Consider the following 18,771-nt stretch of genomic DNA (forward strand, 5'->3'; position numbering starts at 1 on the left):
AACGATGAAGCTCTATTTCGCGTCCGACACCTGTTCGCTTTCGCCGCACATCGTGCTTCAGGAGCTCGGACTGCCCTACGAACTCATACGCGTCAACAATCGGACGAAGCGCACATCCACGGGGGAGGATTTTCTCGCCGTCAATCCGAAGGGCTATGTCGCGGCGCTCGAACTCGATACCGGCGAGGTTCTGACCGAAGGACCGGCCATCGTTCAATCTCTGGCCGACCTGAAGCCGGAAGCGGGATTGGCTCCGGCCGCCGGTACGCTGGCGCGGGTTCGGCTCCAGGAATGGCTCAACTTCATCACCAGCGAGGTTCATGCCGGATCGAGCCCACTGTTCAATCGAGCGTTGCCGGAGGAGGCGCTGGCGATCTTTCAGGACCAGCTGTTTCGGCGGCTCGACTTCATCGAAATGGGCCTCGCATCTCGGGATTATCTTGTGGGCGACAGCTTCACGGTGGCCGACGCCTATCTCTTCACCGTGCTCGGCTGGATGAAGGGCTTTTCGATCGACCTCGACCATTGGCCGGCGATTGCGCTCTACATGCAGCGGATCGACGCGCGAGCGTCCGTCCGAGCTGCTTTGGCAAGGGAGGCAGAGATTCCTCCGGTCGAATGACGCGCAAGTTCGGCTCATTGCCCACTAAAGCGAAGCGTCGAAACGCGCGCGGTCGTCGGACGGTCCCGAAGGGCGCTTGCAGGCGCTCGAATGAAACCGAGCTGGGGCGATCTAACCTCACTCTAATTCCGTGCATATCGAGACTATTATCAAGTTATATTCACTTTAGCTTTATTGATAGGAGATCCATTTTTCCCGTCAGCCCGCCGGTTCGAAAAGCGCCGCCGCGGCCGCCCAAAGCGAGCCTCGTCACGGCTCTGGAGGACGAGCTTTCGGCCCGCAAATCGACGAAAAGGCGTGTTTTTCCAGCCCTTCTCCCTGCTTTCCCCTGGGTAGGGGTCGGCGAACTTCGTCCTTCGGCTGCGTTTTCAAACGACCGATTTGTAATGTCATCCAATTCTGCAACATATGTTGCAAACTCTAGGTGTTTCGTGATATCAACCTGACAAATGCAACTAATGCCCGCGATCCAGGCCAAAAACCTCAGGGAACTCGTTCTCGCCGTCGCTCGCGACCGTGGGATTGCTCGTTCGCGGGATTTCGAAGCAGCAGGAGTCCCGCGCATCTACCTTCAACGCCTCCGAGACGAGGGACTGCTGACGCAACCCGGACGGGGACTCTACGCACTCGCCAACAGCCAAATCAGCGCACACCATAGTCTCGCCGAGGCCGCCAAATCCGTTCCTTCCGGGGTCATCGGACTGCTGTCGGCCCTCCAGTATCATGAACTGACGACCCAGCTTCCGTCCCAGGTCTGGATGCTCCTGCCCTCAAAGGCATGGGCGCCGAGGCGACCGCCGGTCACACTGAAGATTCTTCGCGCCAGCGGTGAGGCGCTGAAAGCCGGAGTCGAGCAGCAGCTTGTCGATCGGGTGGTCGTCCCCATTACATCGCCAGCGAAAACAGTGGCCGACTGTTTCAAATATCGCGGCAAAATCGGCCTCGACGTGGCTATCGAGGCGCTACGGGATTGCCTGACGAAAAAGCGGGCCACGCGCGACGAAATCTGGCGTTATGCCGCCATCGATCGCGTCCAGAATGTCATGCGACCCTATCTGGCGGCGCTTTCGTGACACGAGAGCCGCTCGAAAATCTCCCGGCCTCGTTACGAGACCGCCTGACCCAGCGTGCGCGGGCCGCCGGTGAGAATGTTCAGCTGATCCTGACCCGCTACACGATCGAAAAGCTCCTGTATCGGTTGAGCGTTTCGGAGCATCGAGAGCGGTTCATCCTGATAGGCGCTATCCCCTTCAGCCTGTGGGGGCCGACGCCTTATTGCGCGACCGGCGACCTCGATCTTCTCGGCACCGGCAACCCAGAGCGCCGCGGAACAACGCCGCCGATCGAAATTCCATTCGGACTTCAGAGACCATCGCCGCGGATCCGGTGCAGGAAACGCAGTGGCAAGCCTTACTTCCGCGCACCGAGGTCGCGATGGCGCGGGAGCCGCTGAACCAAATTATCCCGTCGATCGCCTCATTTCTGATGCCGGTCTTTCTGGCCGCCGCTGACGAAAAGACCAGTCTTGGAAAATGTACAGTCGGCGGGCCTTGGGGAGATGACCCATGCCCCTGATCGGCTACGCCCGCGTCTCGACCGAGGATCAGGTCACGGACGCCCAGACCGATTTGCTGAAAGCGGCCGGCTGCGTCGAGATTTTCCGCGAGCACATGTCGGGTGCCAAGGCTTCGCGGCCGGAACTCGCCAAGGCGCTGGCGCGGGTGCGCCGCGACGACGTGCTGGTCGTCGCGCGGCTCGACCGTCTGGCCCGCTCGCTGTCGCATCTCCTGGCCGTGATCGCCGAGCTCGACGCCAAGGGCGCGCATTTCAAATCGCTCGCCGATCCCATCGACACCACGACCCCACAGGGCCGTTTCGCCCTGCAGGTTCTCGGCGCCGTGGCCGAGCTGGAGCGCGCCTTGATCCGCGAGCGCACCAAGGACGGCTTGCGCGCCGCCAAAAAACGCGGCCGCATCGGCGGCAATCCTAAACTCCACGCTGGCGACCGCGACGCCATCCAGCGCATCGTCGACGCCAAGGCGGCGAATTATTTCGAGCGCGTCAATCGAACGGCCGAACATTGGCTGCCGGTCGTCCGGCAAATGCGCCCGGATCACCGCTGGCAGGATGTCGTGCGCGTGCTCAACGCCAAGCGCGCCGCCTCCAGCGGCGCTCCCCTGCCCCAATGGACCGTCGAGCGTCTGAAGCGCGCGGTCAAATGTTTCGTCGCCGAGGGTCTGATCGAGCCCCGCCTCCTCCATCAAGCCGCCAGCCGAAAGATCAGCAGCGAGCGCCTGGTCACGCTCGTCGCCGGTATCAAGCGGGCCAATCCCGATCTGACGCTCGCGCAAATCGGCGCGCAGCTCGAGGCCATGTATGAGCGCACGCCGCGCGGCGGAACGCGCTGGGCGCCCTCCTCCGTCAAGAGCCTGCTCGATCGCGCCGAAAAGCTCCGTTTGCTCGACGCCGAAGCGCTGTAAGCGAGCGAACGGACGAGGCTCGTCCGAAAGTCCACCGCTACGTCACCCCGTTTTCTTGCGTTCGCGCGCCGCCTTCGCGGTCTTGCCCCGCAACAGGGCCATCAGCACGGGTCCGAGCGAGAACTCCCCTGTCCTCGCCTTTTCGGTCAGGGTGCGGAGATAGCCGCCGGCGCTCTTGATCTCATCGCCGCGTTGCAAGATCGCGGCGATGACGATGGAGGCGTCATGCTCGCCCAGGACATCCAGGGCCTGTGACCAGGCGTCTGGCGAAACGCCGAGCGCCGAGCGCACTGTCGCCGCCGCAGCAGCGAGGTCTCGCCATGACGAGATTTCGCCACTCGGGCCGTAATCGGCGATGTCTGGACAGGCCTCCAGCACCATTCCGAGCGGATAGGCTCGAAGGGTCGGCTTGGGATCGACGGTTCGAGGACGATCAGCGGATGTTTCTGGGGCGCAGTCGATCGCTCCCCCGGGCTCTTCGAGATTTGGCTGGGATGGCTGCACCCTGCCTTCTTGAAGGCTAGGTTCAAGATCAGAAGAGTTTGTGATTTGATTCTGTATGTGGCGCTCAGTTTGAGACTCATTGCCGCTCATATTTTGAGCTTTTATGTGCCTTTCCAGCGTCTTGTGGATTTCCGTCGCCAATGCGGCGAGTTCGCGGGCCAAAGCCTCCAGATCGGCGCGCGAAAGCCCCCGCCCGTAGCGCGCCGAGAGCGTCGCATACTGTTGGTGCGCGTCGTCCCAATCGCCCGAAACACCCTCCCCCAATCCTGTCTCGATCATCTTGACGATGTCTCGTCGGGTGAGGGTGATCTTTTCGCGCAGCAGCGCGATCGCATGGTTCTCGGCCCGCACCTCCTCGGCGAGGTTCTCGATTTCGCTCGAACGCGCGACGAGCGGCGCGAGGTCGAAGCCGAAAGCGTCCTCTATGGCTCCCCCCTGCCCTTTGCGGGCGAAGCGTTTGCCATTTGGAGAATCGCGGCGAATGATCAACCCGGCGTCGACCAGGCAGGCGAGATGCCGGCGCAGCGTCGCCGGCGCCATGCCATGGGCGCGGATCGAGAGTTCCTTATTCGAGGGAAACACGACGATGCCGCCGCTGGCGGAACTCGCTTCGGCAGACGTCGAATGTTTCTCCGGCAAAGAGAGCGCTGTCTCCTGGTGAAAGCTCAGCAGCGCGTGCAATACGGATAGCGCTCGGTCGGTGACGCCGAGCGGCTCTTTGGCTTCGGTGAGCGCGCGAAACAATCGCCATTTGTGGACGACAGTATCGGATGCGCCCGGCCTTGCGGAGAAATATTCGGTCGCGGTCTGGCTCGCCACCATGGCGAGCGACAGCGGCCGCCGCCCGAAGGGCGTCGTTGGACGTGTCTGCATGATCCTTTGCCTCGCTCAGGCAAAAGAAATCCGCTCGCCGAAACGACGTCAGTCTCTCACGAGACGCTTGACAGTGATTCGCGGAAGTGAGAATCTCGGCTTGCTACAGAACGAGAAGGGCTTCCGGGACTTGGTTTCGGGGGCCTTTTTCTTTTGCGTCTAAGTTGCTTCCTCTAAATTGCGTTCAAATTGGCCCGACTCCATCGGGCATTTCTCATGCATGGGCCGCTTTCAGGCCTCCTCTTCTCTCGCGAGAAATCGTTCCACGATGTTTGGAATTTCTCCTCTCAGAAACTCTGAGAACGCCTCAGAATGTTCGCGAGCAAGGCTAAATCTGATGTCTCCACCTTTGAACGTCGCCTTGCCGATGGCCCTCCCAGACTTTGCGAGTAATTGAATATCCCGTCCTTGTTCGGCTGACGATGCCTTCAATGCTCCAAGCACGATTCGGAATCGGTCGTCAGATCGAGTCCCCAGGACCTTGTCAGCTGCCAAGGTTTTTTCGATTTTGGCCAAGCCGCTCGGATCCCCTGTCAAAGCTGCCGCAAGCTCGACCCACCTAGGTCGTCCTACTTTTGGAGCTCGGCCGATCGCCTCAAGAATCCCTTCCGGGATAGCCCGACAAACAGAGCGGAACCGCGCAAGCTCAGGGTCGTCAATACCCAGGGCAGCTCGAATATCCCTAGCCTTGATCCCAGCGGCATCCATGCGCCAAGCGAAAAGAGCTCGTTCAATCCACGTCAAATCCTGTCGCGCCGCATTCTCGATTCCCTGCGCAACAACAAGTTCACTGTCCGAATAGTCCACGATCATGCATTTGAGGGGACGGCCGAGTTCTTTGGCTGCCCGCCACCGCCTATGCCCATAGACTACCTGATAGCGCCCGGGGGAACCGGGGTGGCGCCGGACTTGAATGGGAATCTTCTGACCCTCATCCTCGATTTGTCTTTTGAACGTTTCAAAGTCCTCCTCAGAGTCGTCTGGGAGCCGGTCTGGAAATGGCGAAGGTTCGATTAGATCAGGATCGACCTCCAGTCCGCTGCCACTCTCGAGTTGAGCGCGTAGCCGGTCCCGTTCCTCCCTAATGTCGGTGAGGGTTCTTTGGGTCGCGCCTATAACACCCGCACCCACTCGCGCTACGGTCCTGCCACCGACACTGGACTCCGCGGTGCTGCCTGCAGATGATCCTGGCTGATCGCTTAAGAGGGAGCCGAAATTTGCGATGATAGATTTTCGTGGTTCGCGCTTGGTCATGCCGCTCGTCCCCAGCTCTCCGTGATCAGCCCAAGGATCCGCTCATTCACCGCGTCGATCGATTCGCGCGCTCGGTGAAATGTATCTCGTCTTATCTGCCCTGGCTCCAGTTCATAGAGGCTGCGCTTCGCTAGTCCCGCAGCCTCGACCGCTGTGCTTTCAATCGCTGTCGGAACAAGCACGTCGCTGCCAAAGAGATGCCGAAGCATCGTCACAACTTCTGTTTGCGGTAGATCATTTGGATTATGACGCGTGATCAAGTAACGGAAAAAATCCTGGCGAAGGGTCGCGCCTGCGTCGCGAATAACGATCGCAAGATCCCCCATCATGAGAAGGAACTGGCTCATGGACGCGACGTCCAACATCGCGGGATGGACCGTTACGATCATCCCCGTCGCTGCATAAATCGCTCCCAGAGTTAAAAAGCCTAGCGATGGCGGCGTATCCAGGATCACGACGTCGTAATCGTCTTCGACTTCCGCGATCGCTGAGCGAAGACGCTCAAAAAATACTGTGCCAAAGTTGCCAGTTTTCTCTGCTAGCACCCGAGGCGTGTCATGCTCATATTCCATGACCTCGATGTTGCCAGGAACCAGATCAATACCGGAAAAGTAGGTCTTACGAGCGATTTCGCGTAGGGGTCGACGTCGATCGTCGTAACGTAGCGCTGCATAGACAGTTTCGTTTTCGCCAACATCCACTTCGGGCTGGGCACCGAACATTGCAGATAAAGAGGCCTGCGGATCGAGATCAATTGCAAGAACCCTGTAGCCTTGGAGGGCCAGGTAATGAGCGAGGTGCACACTGGTTGTGGTCTTTGCACTCCCTCCTTTAAAATTCGCGATAGCCAAAATTTGAAGGTGATCGCCGATACGGCGGCGGGGAAGAAACCGCAAAGCGTCTGCAGGCTTTTGGTGCGCGAATAGCTGCCGCAGCTCATTGATCTGAGCGAGAGTATAGGCACGATGGTTGTTATCGAGACGAGCGGGCGCGGGGCCCTTTCCCTCAATCGACATCGTTCGCAAAGTGGATTCAGGGATCGATGTGAGTTTGGATACCTCATTCGTCATGAAGTACCGGAGGCCTTTTTCTGCACTAGGTGGGTACATGCGTTCGCGCACATCTTGGAGATGTGTAGATAAAATCTCGGCGTGATGCACAATCTTGTCGACTGCGTCTTCGCCGGCTACGCTGGCCGAGGTCAAAGCTGTCATCAACGTTCCAGCATTCCTGTGACGGTCAGAGGGCGCTTTGACGCCCCTAGAGCGTCAGACATAGCCACGATTCTCCAAACACGTCCAGCGATTTTGAGTTAACGGAATGCTAATCGATGCCCCGCCAATGAAAACAAGGAGTTTTGCCCGAGACTTAGTCCCGAACGAACCCTATCTATCCAAGGAGATGCAGAACGCCCACAGCCCGCACCTTAATACGCGACGACCTCGATGATTCCCGATGTGGAAAGGGGAGGGGAGGGGAGGCGCCAGAACAGAAGTCGGGCGCCCGAAAATATCATCCATCACGCGATGACGCGGGGTGAGGATCCTGACGCCCTTATTCATGCCGAGGTCGACGAACGGCTCTCCTTCGAAATCCATCGCCGTCACCGCCCGCGAGACGCGCCCAGCCCTCTGAAAGATCGTGCGCTTCAACCGTAGTCTCACGGGTGTTTACGGTTCAGCTCAGCCGCGTGCGTCCTCCCAACTATCGACGCGCGGCAGTTCGGCATGATGCCACCTAGCGCATTTCACCCAGGTCATAATGGGCCGACTCGACATACGCGCGTGATTATTGAATAATCCACCCCATCACACTCAGAACCCATGGCTCGAAAAGTGGCGCAGCGCCCCGCCGTCCCCGACATCATCGACGGCAAAGCCGTCCAGAACCTCGTCGAGGCGCATGCCGTTCGCGGTGCGACCGTCCTCGGCCAGAAGGGCGGATGGGCTGTCCTTGTACGCTACGGCGTCCTTGAGCGCGCCATCGCCGCCCAGCGCGCTCGCAAACCCCGCCTCTGGCGCAACCTCGCCACGGCGGCAGCCTTTGTGCGTGACGAACTCGGCGTCGTGCGTTTCGAGGTGGACGCGCAAGCCTATGAACCAGACCCCGGCGCACGCCGACGCCCCGACCAGGCCGAACGGTTACGCAAGCAGCGCGAGGCGGCGGAGCACGACATGTGGTTTCGTACCGAGGTGCAGAACACTCTCGACAGGATCGATGCCGGCAAGATCGGACTCCTAGACGAAGACTCATGGGCGCAACGAGCGGCCGAAAAACGCGCCGAGCTTGCGCGTCGCGCCGCCGAACACAACGGTTAGCGCGTGCGCCTGTTTCGCCGCGACAGCTACGGCGAAGACCTCGACCATATCGTCGAACACATCGCGAAGGACAAGCCGAGAGCCGCGCTCGCGATGTGGGATGAAATCGAGTCTCAAGTCGAACGCTTACGAAAGTTTCCGAATTCCGGGCGGCCCGGCCGCCTGAGCGGCACACGCGAGCTGCTCGTACCACGCACGCCATTTATCGTCGTCTATCGCGTCGCCGAGACACACGTCGAGCTGGTCCGCGTACTGCACGGCGCGCAACAATGGCCAAAGTCATGAAATGGTTCGAACGTTAATCAACGGTTGGCCCTTGAGCCGATGAGGCAACGGGCGAGTCGGCGGATAGCCCGACAGGCTCATCCCCTGAGACGAGCTATCTCCGCCTGAGTTAGCCCGGCATGCTTGCGAAGCTCGCGCAGATCTACAGGAGCGCAAACAACCGACGAACAAGCGGGTGCGCCAGCGCTTCGCATCCGGATTTCAATGCCGCCGCTCACGGCCTGCCGTCTCAGTGTAACGTCAACCTCTTCGCAAGCCCCCCTGAGAAATCCGAAGCCCGGGCGCGCTTGCAAGCAAGAACCACGGCATGGATCGACTTCTCGGCGGTGAGCGTCATCTCTCGCATTCGATCGAGGGTCTCGACAAAATCCTTCTCATTCGCCGCCTTCGTAGGATCTCCCGTCACCTCTTCGATGGCCACGAACATCGCCCGGAGCGTGGAGAGCACCGTCATCGCGTCAACGGCCCGTTCCGACAGATCCAATTCCTCGGCGCCCCCGAACAGCCCCTCCGCGAATCCATCCAGCTCCTGCCTTCGCATGGTCGCCAGCGACATGATTTCCTCTCTGTTCACCCGTGACTGCACTCGCATCAGCCGGAACGGATCGCTACGATCCTGATGCCTCGTCAATCGGTTCCACAGACCCATGACGAGCGCGCCAATGAGTTCGTTCGCTTCGTCGATCGAATCGAACGGAGGCAGTTCACCACCCCACAGGCTCTTCACGGTCTCGATTGGTGACGTCGAGGAAGGGCTGGCGATGTTGCCGAGGAGCCGCGCACGGACTTCGTGGAATGGCACGGGACACTGGTAACGATCGAGCAACGCCACTACTTGGGCGTCGGTCGCCGTCGGCGAATTGGGCCGTTTTGCCACGTCGTTCCTCTGAGCGGGATGGTGTCGCGCGGACTGACGATAGCGTGGGAAAGCATGTGCGTCCATCGGACCGCCAGGTCGGCGAACGCAGTTTTATGACCGTTTGAAACCGCATCCGACGGTCTATGTTCGCCGCCGCAACATCGGGCCGACCAGGAGAAGGGCCTAAAAAACAGCCGTTTTCGTCGATTTGCGGGCCGAAAGCTCGCCTACGGAGACGTTCCGAGCCTTGCTTTCCGCGGTCGCGGCATCGCATTTCGATCCGTTCAGTGAAAGAGAAAAAAGTCTCATACGTCACTCAAGCGACATTCTAGATAACTTGCTAATGATCATAATTCACGCGGAATTAAAATGGGATTTGTTCTTCCCGCCTCCGTTGCATTCGAGCGCCTGCAAGCGCCCTTCGAGAGAGCGTCGGACGCCCTCGCGCGTTTCGACGAGCGTTCGCTCCATTCCCGTCGCCGAAGTGTTCTCCGCGCGCATTTCCATGACGCCTGCGCCGCCTTGTGGCGCGCGGGCGAATTCGTGCACCTTGAGGACCTCGTCCTTCATGACGCGGAGACGGATGCCCATACTCCGACGCACCAACTTGAGGAGGCATGCCGCTCTGCTCGCGCGCCGTCGCATCACCGATCTTTAACCGGGATGGGCACTGACCGGGTGAAGGCGATCTTGGGGGTGGGTGGGCTGTCATATGAGAGTTCAACAGATTAGGACACCGGTCGGCATCGAAACCCTTCGCTGATACACAAGAACGACAAATCGAGCCAACCGCGTCTCGCGGTCGCTCGCCCCATAGGAGTCGAGTCGAACGCTCTTACTACTACTCGACGAGGCCGCCCGCCTCGGCTACATGCAGATCGTTGAAACTGCGAATCTTCAACAGGGAACTCCCTGATGCACCGGGGCTGGTGAGAATCCGGGTTAGCTTGAGCCAATCGTTCATATGACCGCAACAACGAACGCCCGCCGCTATTTCAGCGTGTCCCTGCAGACGGGGACGCTACCCATTTGCCTAAGCGTCGGAGCCATCCATGAGCAATGACGCTCTGAACGCAGTCTGCCCATACTACACGATGTATCCACTCGATTTCCCGTTGCGCGTGTTGAAGAAGCACGGCAAGCGCGGCGATTGGGTGATCGATCCGTTTTGTGGGCGTGGCACCACGAATTTCGCGGCTCGGTTGCTCGAAATGCCCTCCGTGGGAGTCGACAGCAGCCCGGTGGCTGCAGCCCTCGCTAAGGCGAAGCTCGCCACAGCCGGGCCTGGTCAAGTTGTGGCGAGCGCGTGCTCGATTCTCGATACCGCGACGGAACCGGTGTCGGTGCCGACGGGCGAGTTCTGGAAGCTCGCATATCATGAGAACACCCTCGTCCAACTCTGTCAGCTCCGCGAGGCACTACTCGCGGAGTGTTCGTCTCCGGCACGCATACTGCTGCGCGCAATCATCCTCGGCGCACTTCACGGCCCACGACCGAAGGGAGCGCCGTCGTACTTCTCAAATCAGTCGCCGAGGACATTCGCACCGAAGCCGAAATACGCAGCGAGGTTCTGGACCCAACGCGGGATGCGTCCCGACGAGGTCAACGTGCTATCGATCATCCGGACGCGGGCGGAACGCTACCTCGCTGAGACGCCGCCGGAGGTCGAGGGCTTAGTGCGACTCGGTGACAGCCGAAAAGCGGGCACATTTCACGACCTTCCGAAGGCGCGCTTCGTCGTTACATCTCCTCCATACTTCGGCATGCGTACCTATCTTCCGGACCAGTGGCTCCGGCTCTGGTTTCTCGGTGGCCCAGATTACGTCGATTATCGACAGCACGAGGGGCAGCTAGAGCACTCGGGCGCGGACCACTTTGCTGCCGAGATGGGCCACGTTTGGAAGAATGTGGCCTCACACACGATGGAGGGCGCGCGCCTCATCATCCGCTACGGCGGGATCCATGATCGCGATGCAGAGCCAATGGACGTGCTGAAGGAATCACTGGTCGACTCCGGCTGGAAGGTGGCGACCGCTAGGGCAGTGCCCGACTCGGACCGCGGGCGCCGACAGGTGCGTCAGTTCCAGGCAGAACCGAAGAATGCCATCACCGAATATGATGTCTTCTGCCACCATGCTGACGGGGCGCACCAATGACAAGGGGAAGCAAGAAGAAGCCGGCAGCGGGCGGGAGGACGCAACAAGCGGAGGGGAGCCATCTCCTTGAGTTCGAGAAGGTCTCGTTCGATGACGGCACCAGTAAGCCAAAGGCTACGGATGAGGAGCTGAACAGCCGCTACGCGAAAGGTGAAATCCGCATCGTTACCGAGCAGGCGCGGTACCCGCTCGCTGGAATCCTAGGGATGCTGAGGGAGGAGATAGAGGGCGACGGCGGCAGGAAGGAGACCCGGTACAAGCTCGATCCCGAATACCAGCGTCGCCACCGCTGGAGTGTCGAGAGGAAGTCGAGGCTCATCGAGTCATTCTTGATGAACGTGCCGGTGCCCCCAGTCTTCCTCTACGAGCGTGACCTAGCTCGCTACGAGGTGATGGACGGTAGACAGCGCCTGACCGCCCTGAGCGACTTTTACGCCGATAAGTTCGAGCTCGTCGGCCTGCAGTACTGGCCGGACCTCGATGGTCGGACGTATTCGCAGCTTCCGGCAAAGATTCGAGACGGCATCGATCGCCGCTACATCTCTTCGATAATCCTCCTCAAGGAAACAGCGGTCAGCGAGGAGCAGGCCGCGATGCTGAAGAAAATGGTCTTCGAACGCCTCAACTCGGGAGGCGTGAAGCTCGAGAGCCAGGAGACGCGCAACGCCGTCTACGACGGCCCATTGAATAGGCTGTGTCTCGAGCTTTCTGAGAACGAGAGGTTCCGCCGTATGTGGGGCATCCCGTCCGATCCCAAGCCTGAGGAGAAGAACGCCGACGAAGAGATGGATGAGCCCATCGACGATTCTACCACGGCGGGCATGCGCATGTTCGAGAAGATGGAGGACGTTGAGCTCGTATTGCGTTTCTTCGCATACCGGAACATCGGCGAGTTCAAGGCGGGGCTGAACAAGATCTCCGAGTTCCTCGACCGGTTCATCATGGCTGGGAATAAGTTCCCGGAGGAAGGCCTCGTGAGTTACCGCTCGATGTTCGAGGCGACCGTCGACTTCTTTTGGGACGTGCTAGCGGGCGACGCGTTCACTGTGCTTGATCCATCAAAGCGGCGACCGACTAAGATCGTTTATGACCCGCTCATGTTCGCCGCGAACAGCCCCGACGTGCTCCCTCACCGGACCCAGCTCGTCGCGAATAAGGCCGTGCTGCGCGCGGAGCTCAAGGCGATGTATGAAGCGAACCACGCGCTCTTTTCCGGGCGTCGTACAAACTACAAGGACACCCAGGACCGGAACCGTTGCGTAAGCGAGGCCTTCGCCAGTGCGATCGCCAAGATTAAGAAGCAGTGATCGCGACGGAGCCTGCCTGTGCGTTCTACGTTGGATGTATTTACGAAGGAGTTGGACGAACTGGGGGCTCTGGTGGCGTCGATCGCCCCGGTCAACGCGGTGCTCGCTCAACACCAGGACTCGCTCGTGCGGCAGTACGTGCTTGTCCGTCGGCGATTCGACTACGCCGCATTCGCCGTCGCGCTATACTCCTCTTTCGAGAAGTTCATCGAGGATCTCATCGCCTCCTACGCGCAACTTGAGTCGCGCCGCCTTCATTATGTGGACTTACCGGGTAAGCTCAAAACGCAACACCTCTTGCGGACGGCCGAGATGCTGTCCCGAGGGCGCATCGGGGAGGGGCGCTATGTCGGCTTGACGGAACTCGAGGTGGTGAAGAACCTGTTCGAGTGCCTGAAAGGCGTCACGCCATACACGCTGAACAAGACAGCGGTAATAGCGCACGACGTGAACCTGCGTGTCAGCGAGATCGATAAGCTGTTCGCGGCCGTCGGCATTGAGCGGGTCTGCGAGCGCGTTCGCCGAGCAGATGCTCTCCTGGAATGGTACCGCGAAGCGAAGCAGTCGGAGGTTAATCCCAAAGACGGCGTGCCTAAGACGCTCGTCGAGGAACGCATCAAGGATCTCGTCGAGCGCCGAAACCAAATCGCACACGGAGGAGGCAATCCGACCGACCTACTTGGCGTGGAAGAGATGCGCGATGCCGTCGCATTCATCCAAGCCTTCGCGCGGTCGATTTTCGCGATCGCCGTCGCGAGCTATCTGGAGGCTCATCATGACGTTGCATCGTCTGGCCGCATCGAACTCATGCAACGGCAAGACGACGGCCCATACCAGAAAGGGAAGGTCGTGGTGGTCGAGAAGCCCTCGCAGCGGCTCTTCGTCGGCCAGCCCGTGTTTGTTCCAGTCGACTCGACAGGCGCGCGATGGGGGCGCATCCGGAGCTTGCGGGTGGACAACTCTCATGTGCAGGCCGTCCTGCCGGGCGACGTCGCTCCGCGAGGCATCGGCGTTGAACTGGACTTCAAGTGTCCAAAAGGCGCAACTCTCGTAGCCCTGGAGCTAGATGATGATGTTGTCTGGAGACCGTCTTAGTCGGCGCGAATGCGTCTGGTAACTTCCGGGAGCCAGAATGCTTTTGATATATAGAAGGTTAGTTCATCCCCGTTCTATCCTTTTTGGTCGATAGGCGAAGATTATCGGACACGGAGAAAGCCAGACGGGCGCGGCGGATAATGCACGAAATGGCGTGACTAAGCGCCGCCATCGGTTACGATTCCGCCATGCGCCGATCGAGTCCGAAGCCGTCATCACCGCCGTCGCGGGAAAACCCGCGCGTCGAGCGGCGCGCCGGGCCGCGGCAGCAGTGTCGATCGATGCGTACAACGCATTGACACACATCGCCTTTCCCGACTGGGCGCGGCTCTCGCCGGGCGGCGCGCAATTCTCCGCCGGCGTCGGCCTCGCGCTCGTCGGCCAAGTCCTGCGGACCGCGCCGTCCTCGCGAGCGCGTGGCGCCGGCGGCTGGCCCTGCGCGCCGCGGCCGCCGCCGCGACGATCGCCGGATTGCGCGAAGGACGAGGCGGCGCTGCGCGACGCGCTCTGCCTCGCCGCGCCCGGCGCCGATGCGACGACGCCGGGCGGACGCTTGCTCGCGCTGTGGCGCGATTCGGCGCGCTGTCCCGCGCTGGACGGCCGACGCTCGCCGCCGCCGCCGCGCAGACCGCCGAACGTATCGCGACGGCGGCGCCCGGCGGACGCGGCGGCGGCGATCTCCTCACGCTGTGGGCAGCCGATCTCGTTCTCGCCGAGCGGCTGAACTGGAACGCGCCGCTACCGCTCGCCGTCATCGGCGCCGTCGATCCGGCGCTGCGGCGGGGTTCGCAGGGGCGGCGGCGGCGGCCCCGCGATCCCGGTTGGGGAGAGGCGTTCGCCGGCGCCGTCGCGCTCGCAGCGCCCAAGGCGCTCGCTTTCGCCGCCGAGCTCGCACGCCGCGCGCGAAGGGAAGCTGACGGATCGTCGCGGCGCTCGCATGTTTTTGCAAAGCTCGTGCGGGCGCGATCACATCACTAGACGCGGCGGCGCTGTTCGGAACCTTCCATGCGCGGGCACGTTCAAAGTCTCGTCGGCTGGAGGCGCTTCGGCAGCGCGTGAGGCGTGCGCTCGCGGTTCAGGGAGACGACGATGAATCTGCTGAAGATGTTCGCGTTCGGCGCGGCGGCGCTGGGCTTGACGGTGGTCGCCGATACGGCGAGCGCCATGCCGGCGGCTCGGCTCGGGACCTCGCTCGCAGCTCCGGTCGCCGACATCGCTTACAGGGGCGTCCGACAGGGCGAGAGATGCATCTGTCCGAAATATTCCTCGAGGGGCCGTTATGGCGTCTATGCGGGCGCTGCTCCGGGACGATACGGCCAGACATATGAGCAGAGAACTTACAGCCGCGGCGGCGCCTATCGCGGCGGCCGCGTCTATGGCTCCAAAGGCTACGGGGCTTATGCGGGGGCCGCTCCAGGCCGATACAGCGAGACCTATGAGCGGAGAAGCTATGGCCGCCGCGGCGGGTATCGCGGTTCGCCCGGCTACGCTTACGAGCAGCGCCACGGCATTCGCGGCGGAGGCGCCTATTCGCAGCGCATGCAGCGAGAGACGACCGGACGAAGCGGCTATTCCGGCAAAATAATCGGAAATGGCGTTCGGGGCCAAGACCGGGGAACGTCTTTCGAGCGCCGTTCCGTCAATCCGGGCGCAACGCATCAGCACATGCGAGGCGGCGCGATTCGTGGGCCATCCGGCGTGAGCGGATCGAGCGTGAAGTCCGGAGCGGGCGCGAGCCAGCAGCGCGGCGGAACCTCTTACGAGCGCCGTTCGGTCAGTCCGGGCTCGTCTAGCGCGGATCAGCAGATGAAAGGCGGCGCGATCGGCGGGCAATCCGGCACCGGCGGTTCGAAAGCGACGTCCAAAGCGGGCGCGAGCGGCTCCAAGGGTGAAAGCTCCGGAACGAGCGGGACGTCCGGCACCAGGCGCTGATCGGTCTTTCTGAATACGCATAAAAACTGTCGTCGGCCGCGGCCGGCGACAGTCGTTTCAGAGCCGCTTCAGCAGCCGGCTCCCCAGCGAATTCTCCGCGCTGAACATGTAATCGAGCTTGGCGCTCGTCGCCGTGCGAGCGCCTTTGGCGATGAGCCAGCGAATTGCGGCGCGGCGTCGGCCGGCGCGGCGAAAGTGACGAAGCCGGCGTCGCCGCGCTCGCGCATATCGACCGCGAATTTCTCCGCCGCCTCGGCGAGCAGCGCCTCATTCGCATCGGGCAGCAGCGTGCGGATTCCACGCGTCGTGCCCGCCAGCTCCTCGGCGGCTATCCTTCGTCATGGCGTGGTCTCCTTCCAGCGCTCCAACGCTGGAATCAGTTGCATTCGGCACCCCGGAGACTACGCCAACCCAATTCCCACCACTCCCGCGACGGCACCGCCGTGCCGCAGCGTTCGGAAAAGATGTCGATCGCGTGGTCGTGGTTTATGAGCCTGGGTATGGCGGCTTCTGGCTGGGGCGCGGGCTGATGGCCCGTGACGTCGAGGTCCATGTCATCCAACCGTCGAGCGTTCCCGTTGAACGATGCAAGCGGAGAGGGAAATCAGACAAGATCGACACCAATCTTCTGCTTCGAACGCTACTTGCTGGCTACGAGGCGAGCCGCGCGTTTGCTCGATGGTGACGATTCCCGAGGAAGCTGAATAGGACTCGCGCCGACCATCGAGAGAACGCGAGGAACTTGTCCGCGAGCGCATCATGCTGACCAATCGGATTGCGTCAAGCCACGTGGGCAATTGAAACGCCGCGGCAAATCTGCATTGTCGATACGCTAACCACGGACTCGATGGACTTTGCGGTGATGCGCCAGTCCGCGATGCGATTTCGCGGCTTGCTTCGTAGGACGCGACTTCTTGTAGCGTTTATGCCCTACGGCGTTTTGCGAAGACCCTGCGACAAGACATCGACGCCGTGCAAAATGCCGTGATGGGGCCATGGAGCGACAGACGGAAGGGCAGATCACTCGGTTGAAAACGCTCAAGCGCTCTATGTACGGACGCACGAGCATCGAACTCCTTCGCGCACGGATGTCCCTCTGCAGATTCTTGTTCGCACCGAGAGTGAAGCAGAGCCGGTCTCGATCCTGGCCGACAGGAGATAGATCTGTTCGAGGTAAAGCCGCGCCGTCTCGACCACCACAACATCGAGACCGTTCGCCTCGTCTTCGACGACGTCGGCAAGCGCCGTGACGTTGGCAACGCCCTGCGCCGTGATAACGCCATGCCCGGCCAGAGCAAGGGAGACTTCCCAACAACATCTGCAACAGGGGTTCGTTGCGGGCAGGCGTTCAACTCGAGCTGCCCAGGTCGTCGGGAAACAGCTTCCGCAATGACGAGACCTCCCGGAATGTCTTTGTCTCTGCCGTGCGCTCGGTCATCAAAGGAATAGAGCTAGACGGTCGAGCCGGCGACGCGAACGGATCGGCTTCGGATACGCAGTGAGGGAGAGGCGCCTCGAAAAGCTTCGGTGCGTCGCCTTTCCTGCGCTTGTCGTTCGCATCACTCCGACGGCTTCAAACCCCAAATCCTCGCGAAGCAATCGATCTGGCGCCTCCGTTCGTGCAGGATTGCCGCAATGCCTCGATCTCGGCAGTTGTCATCGGCGCGATCGGCCGTGTGCCCGGCGCCGTGATCCTCGCGGTTGCGTCAAATAGACGTAAGCTCCCGTTCCGTCCGCTGTTGGCGAGATTTAGGGCGGCGACATTCCCTTACCAGAAAGCTCCTCGAGGGCTTGCGCGTTTTTGGAAAGGTGCATCAGCCCCATGCCACGCAGCACGTTGGGTGCCTTGGAGAACTGAACATTTTCGTAACCGACGACCTCGATGCGATTGCCCCACGGGTCGTAAAAATCGAGGAAAGGCCCGGGCAGAACTTCGATTCCAGCTTCGGCCAGCGCTCGGCGGACGGCGTCCTTGTCGTCGACCACGAGCCCAAGGTGGCGAGTGTCGTCTCTTGGCTGGCGGCGACCTTTTTGAAGAGCGAGGAATTGGTCGCCCAGATCGATGAAGGCCATATCCTCGCTTTTGCCGCGAAGCTCGAACTCCAATATCCGTGCATAGAATGACAGCGCTTCTTTGATGTCGCCCACTTCCAGCGCGACGTGATTGAAACCCACGGCGCGGGCTCGTTCAGCTCCAGGCATAGAGGCCTCCGACTTTTTAGAGTGTTGCAGGTTAAATGGCGCCGCCAAAATGCAATTCCATCCTCGTCTCAACGGACAGCTTAAGAGCGCGTTTGCTGCGAGCAGCTCATGTTTGCGAAAGGCTTTCTCCGTGCTTTTGCAGCCCGCGGCGAGTAGGCCGACCGCGCCTGTCGCGCACGGACTTCACCCCGGCCAGCGCTCATCTCGACCGCCGTCTTCGAGATCCGGGTCCTCGCCGAACCCGAGCGCGGCGTCGAATTCATCCTCTCGCGGCGCCGGCCGCAGCAGCCCTTCTTCCTCCAACCGGTCGAGGTCAGGTCGCGGCTCACCTCCTTTCCGGCCATTCGCGAAATCTCCGCGCGCGTCGCGGGCTGCAGATAGGCGATCGCTGCGAGCGCCGCCATTTCGGTCGGCGTCAGTTCCGGCGCGCCGGCCGCGCGAAGCGCGCCTGGGAGGGCCATACGGATCGCCGTGGCGAAATGGGGCCGCGTGCGCATCTGCCAGCCGCCGGCGACGAAAACGAGCGAATACGGCCGCGTCCGCAGCTCGGCGGAGATATCCTCGATCAGCGCGTCGAGGTTGCAGGCTTTCCCGACGAGCGTGGCAAGCCTCTCGCGCGGCACGGGATCGCGCGCGGCGAAAATTGCCTCGACGCGGCCCATGGCTTTGGTGCATGGATACGCGTACACCATCTCCTGATGGTTATCGTTTAGGAAGTACGATGCTCGGCGTAGCTTGATCAGCTTTTCGTAAGAAACCCGGCGCGACATTCCAGTGCCGTCCATCGGCTCCAATGACGGTCACAGATTTTCGATTGTAGCGGGTCAGCGTGCCTTCGACCGTACGCCCTTGCCCCATCTTAGTCATGCCGAGCCAAGCGAAGT

18 protein-coding genes and 1 pseudogene are annotated in these 18,771 nt (G+C 61.2%); 13 read left to right on the top strand and 6 right to left on the bottom strand.

Features of this window, described 5'->3' with window-relative positions; genetic code table 11:
- The first annotated feature begins 4 nt into the window (after window positions 1-4).
- The 3 genes from gstA to ACT53T_RS02350 all read left to right on the top strand — a co-directional run bounded on the left by gstA (window position 5) and on the right by ACT53T_RS02350 (window position 3,102).
- Window positions 5-622 (top strand): glutathione transferase GstA, encoded by a 618-nt coding sequence (gene gstA / locus ACT53T_RS02340; RefSeq protein ID WP_476159827.1) that lies wholly within the window; start codon window positions 5-7, stop codon window positions 620-622.
- Between the two features lie 458 nt (window positions 623-1,080).
- A complete protein-coding gene (locus ACT53T_RS02345; protein WP_476159829.1) occupies window positions 1,081-1,695 on the top strand; it encodes a type IV toxin-antitoxin system AbiEi family antitoxin domain-containing protein in 615 nt (204 codons plus the stop codon).
- A 492-nt stretch (window positions 1,696-2,187) separates the two neighbouring features.
- A complete protein-coding gene (locus ACT53T_RS02350; RefSeq protein ID WP_476159830.1) occupies window positions 2,188-3,102 on the top strand; it encodes a recombinase family protein in 915 nt (304 codons plus the stop codon).
- Between the two features lie 42 nt (window positions 3,103-3,144).
- Here ACT53T_RS02350 and repC read toward each other — a convergent pair whose 3' ends face one another.
- The 3 genes from repC to repA all read right to left on the bottom strand — a co-directional run bounded on the left by repC (window position 3,145) and on the right by repA (window position 6,947).
- Window positions 3,145-4,479: a plasmid replication protein RepC gene (gene repC, locus ACT53T_RS02355; RefSeq protein WP_476159832.1), complete on the bottom strand. Its 1,335-nt coding sequence runs from the start codon at window positions 4,477-4,479 to the stop codon at window positions 3,145-3,147.
- Between the two features lie 231 nt (window positions 4,480-4,710).
- The gene (gene repB, locus ACT53T_RS02360) at window positions 4,711-5,733 is read right to left on the bottom strand and encodes a plasmid partitioning protein RepB (protein ID WP_476159833.1); all 1,023 of its coding nucleotides are present in this window, start codon (window positions 5,731-5,733) and stop codon (window positions 4,711-4,713) included.
- The gene (gene repA / locus ACT53T_RS02365) at window positions 5,730-6,947 is read right to left on the bottom strand and encodes a plasmid partitioning protein RepA (RefSeq protein WP_476159834.1); all 1,218 of its coding nucleotides are present in this window, start codon (window positions 6,945-6,947) and stop codon (window positions 5,730-5,732) included. The genes repB and repA overlap by 4 nt, the downstream gene beginning before the upstream one ends.
- A 621-nt stretch (window positions 6,948-7,568) precedes the next feature.
- Between repA and ACT53T_RS02370 the strand changes: the two genes are divergently transcribed.
- Window positions 7,569-8,051: a hypothetical protein gene (locus tag ACT53T_RS02370; RefSeq protein WP_476159835.1), complete on the top strand. Its 483-nt coding sequence runs from the start codon at window positions 7,569-7,571 to the stop codon at window positions 8,049-8,051.
- A gap of 3 nt (window positions 8,052-8,054) precedes the next feature.
- Window positions 8,055-8,336 carry a type II toxin-antitoxin system RelE/ParE family toxin gene (locus ACT53T_RS02375; RefSeq protein WP_476159837.1) on the top strand — a complete coding sequence of 94 codons (282 nt, stop codon included), beginning with the start codon at window positions 8,055-8,057 and terminating at the stop codon, window positions 8,334-8,336.
- A gap of 229 nt (window positions 8,337-8,565) precedes the next feature.
- Here ACT53T_RS02375 and ACT53T_RS02380 read toward each other — a convergent pair whose 3' ends face one another.
- Window positions 8,566-9,213 carry a hypothetical protein gene (locus tag ACT53T_RS02380; protein WP_476159838.1) on the bottom strand — a complete coding sequence of 216 codons (648 nt, stop codon included), beginning with the start codon at window positions 9,211-9,213 and terminating at the stop codon, window positions 8,566-8,568.
- Window positions 9,214-10,247: 1,034 nt separating this feature from the next.
- On the opposite strand from ACT53T_RS02380, the gene ACT53T_RS02385 reads away from it, so the two are divergent.
- From ACT53T_RS02385 to ACT53T_RS02420, 8 genes and pseudogenes are all read left to right on the top strand, one after another.
- Window positions 10,248-11,351 (top strand): DNA methyltransferase, encoded by a 1,104-nt coding sequence (locus ACT53T_RS02385; RefSeq protein ID WP_476159839.1) that lies wholly within the window; start codon window positions 10,248-10,250, stop codon window positions 11,349-11,351.
- Window positions 11,348-12,658, top strand: coding sequence for a GmrSD restriction endonuclease domain-containing protein (locus ACT53T_RS02390; RefSeq protein WP_476159841.1), 1,311 nt, complete (start codon window positions 11,348-11,350; stop codon window positions 12,656-12,658). The genes ACT53T_RS02385 and ACT53T_RS02390 overlap by 4 nt, the downstream gene beginning before the upstream one ends.
- An 18-nt stretch (window positions 12,659-12,676) precedes the next feature.
- A complete protein-coding gene (locus ACT53T_RS02395) occupies window positions 12,677-13,753 on the top strand; it encodes an MAE_28990/MAE_18760 family HEPN-like nuclease (protein ID WP_476159842.1) in 1,077 nt (358 codons plus the stop codon).
- 271 nt (window positions 13,754-14,024) lie between these two features.
- The gene (locus ACT53T_RS02400) at window positions 14,025-14,477 is read left to right on the top strand and encodes a hypothetical protein (RefSeq protein WP_476159873.1); all 453 of its coding nucleotides are present in this window, start codon (window positions 14,025-14,027) and stop codon (window positions 14,475-14,477) included.
- Entirely contained in the window at window positions 14,393-14,731 is a 339-nt protein-coding gene (locus ACT53T_RS02405) for a DUF1403 family protein (RefSeq protein ID WP_476159867.1), read from the top strand. Before ACT53T_RS02400 ends, ACT53T_RS02405 begins: the two co-directional genes overlap by 85 nt.
- 111 nt (window positions 14,732-14,842) lie before the next feature.
- A complete protein-coding gene (locus ACT53T_RS02410) occupies window positions 14,843-15,685 on the top strand; it encodes a hypothetical protein (protein WP_476159843.1) in 843 nt (280 codons plus the stop codon).
- A 164-nt stretch (window positions 15,686-15,849) separates the two neighbouring features.
- On the top strand, window positions 15,850-16,215 hold the full coding sequence (locus ACT53T_RS02415; protein ID WP_476159874.1) for a hypothetical protein: 366 nt from the start codon (window positions 15,850-15,852) through the stop codon (window positions 16,213-16,215).
- A pseudogene (locus ACT53T_RS02420) lies at window positions 16,128-16,468 on the top strand (IS110-like element ISMno25 family transposase); the annotation flags it as partial. The gene ACT53T_RS02415 and the pseudogene ACT53T_RS02420, both read left to right, overlap by 88 nt.
- Before the next feature lie 966 nt (window positions 16,469-17,434).
- On the opposite strand, the gene ACT53T_RS02425 reads toward ACT53T_RS02420, so the two are convergent.
- Together ACT53T_RS02425 and scpB are read right to left on the bottom strand one after the other, a co-directional pair.
- The gene (locus tag ACT53T_RS02425; protein WP_476159844.1) at window positions 17,435-17,860 is read right to left on the bottom strand and encodes a VOC family protein; all 426 of its coding nucleotides are present in this window, start codon (window positions 17,858-17,860) and stop codon (window positions 17,435-17,437) included.
- Window positions 17,861-17,967: 107 nt separating this feature from the next.
- Complete coding sequence (gene scpB / locus ACT53T_RS02430; protein WP_476159845.1) at window positions 17,968-18,672, bottom strand: SMC-Scp complex subunit ScpB; 705 nt, start codon at window positions 18,670-18,672, stop codon at window positions 17,968-17,970.
- Window positions 18,673-18,771: the final 99 nt, after the last annotated feature.

The sequence above is a fragment of the Methylosinus sp. DMC45 genome (assembly GCF_056313885.1).

Excerpts from the sequence above, each read along its gene's own strand:
- ACT53T_RS02410 (WP_476159843.1), top strand. The coding sequence starts at position 14,843 with ATGAATCTGCTGAAGATGTTCGCGTTCGGCGCGGCGGCGCTGGGCTTG.
- gstA (WP_476159827.1), top strand. The coding sequence starts at position 5 with ATGAAGCTCTATTTCGCGTCCGACACCTGTTCGCTTTCGCCGCACATC.
- repC (WP_476159832.1), bottom strand. The coding sequence starts at position 4,479 with ATGCAGACACGTCCAACGACGCCCTTCGGGCGGCGGCCGCTGTCGCTC.
- repB (WP_476159833.1), bottom strand. The coding sequence starts at position 5,733 with ATGACCAAGCGCGAACCACGAAAATCTATCATCGCAAATTTCGGCTCC.
- scpB (WP_476159845.1), bottom strand. The coding sequence starts at position 18,672 with ATGGACGGCACTGGAATGTCGCGCCGGGTTTCTTACGAAAAGCTGATC.
- ACT53T_RS02350 (WP_476159830.1), top strand. The coding sequence starts at position 2,188 with ATGCCCCTGATCGGCTACGCCCGCGTCTCGACCGAGGATCAGGTCACG.
- ACT53T_RS02385 (WP_476159839.1), top strand. The coding sequence starts at position 10,248 with ATGAGCAATGACGCTCTGAACGCAGTCTGCCCATACTACACGATGTAT.
- ACT53T_RS02345 (WP_476159829.1), top strand. The coding sequence starts at position 1,081 with ATGCCCGCGATCCAGGCCAAAAACCTCAGGGAACTCGTTCTCGCCGTC.
- ACT53T_RS02390 (WP_476159841.1), top strand. The coding sequence starts at position 11,348 with ATGACAAGGGGAAGCAAGAAGAAGCCGGCAGCGGGCGGGAGGACGCAA.
- repA (WP_476159834.1), bottom strand. The coding sequence starts at position 6,947 with ATGACAGCTTTGACCTCGGCCAGCGTAGCCGGCGAAGACGCAGTCGAC.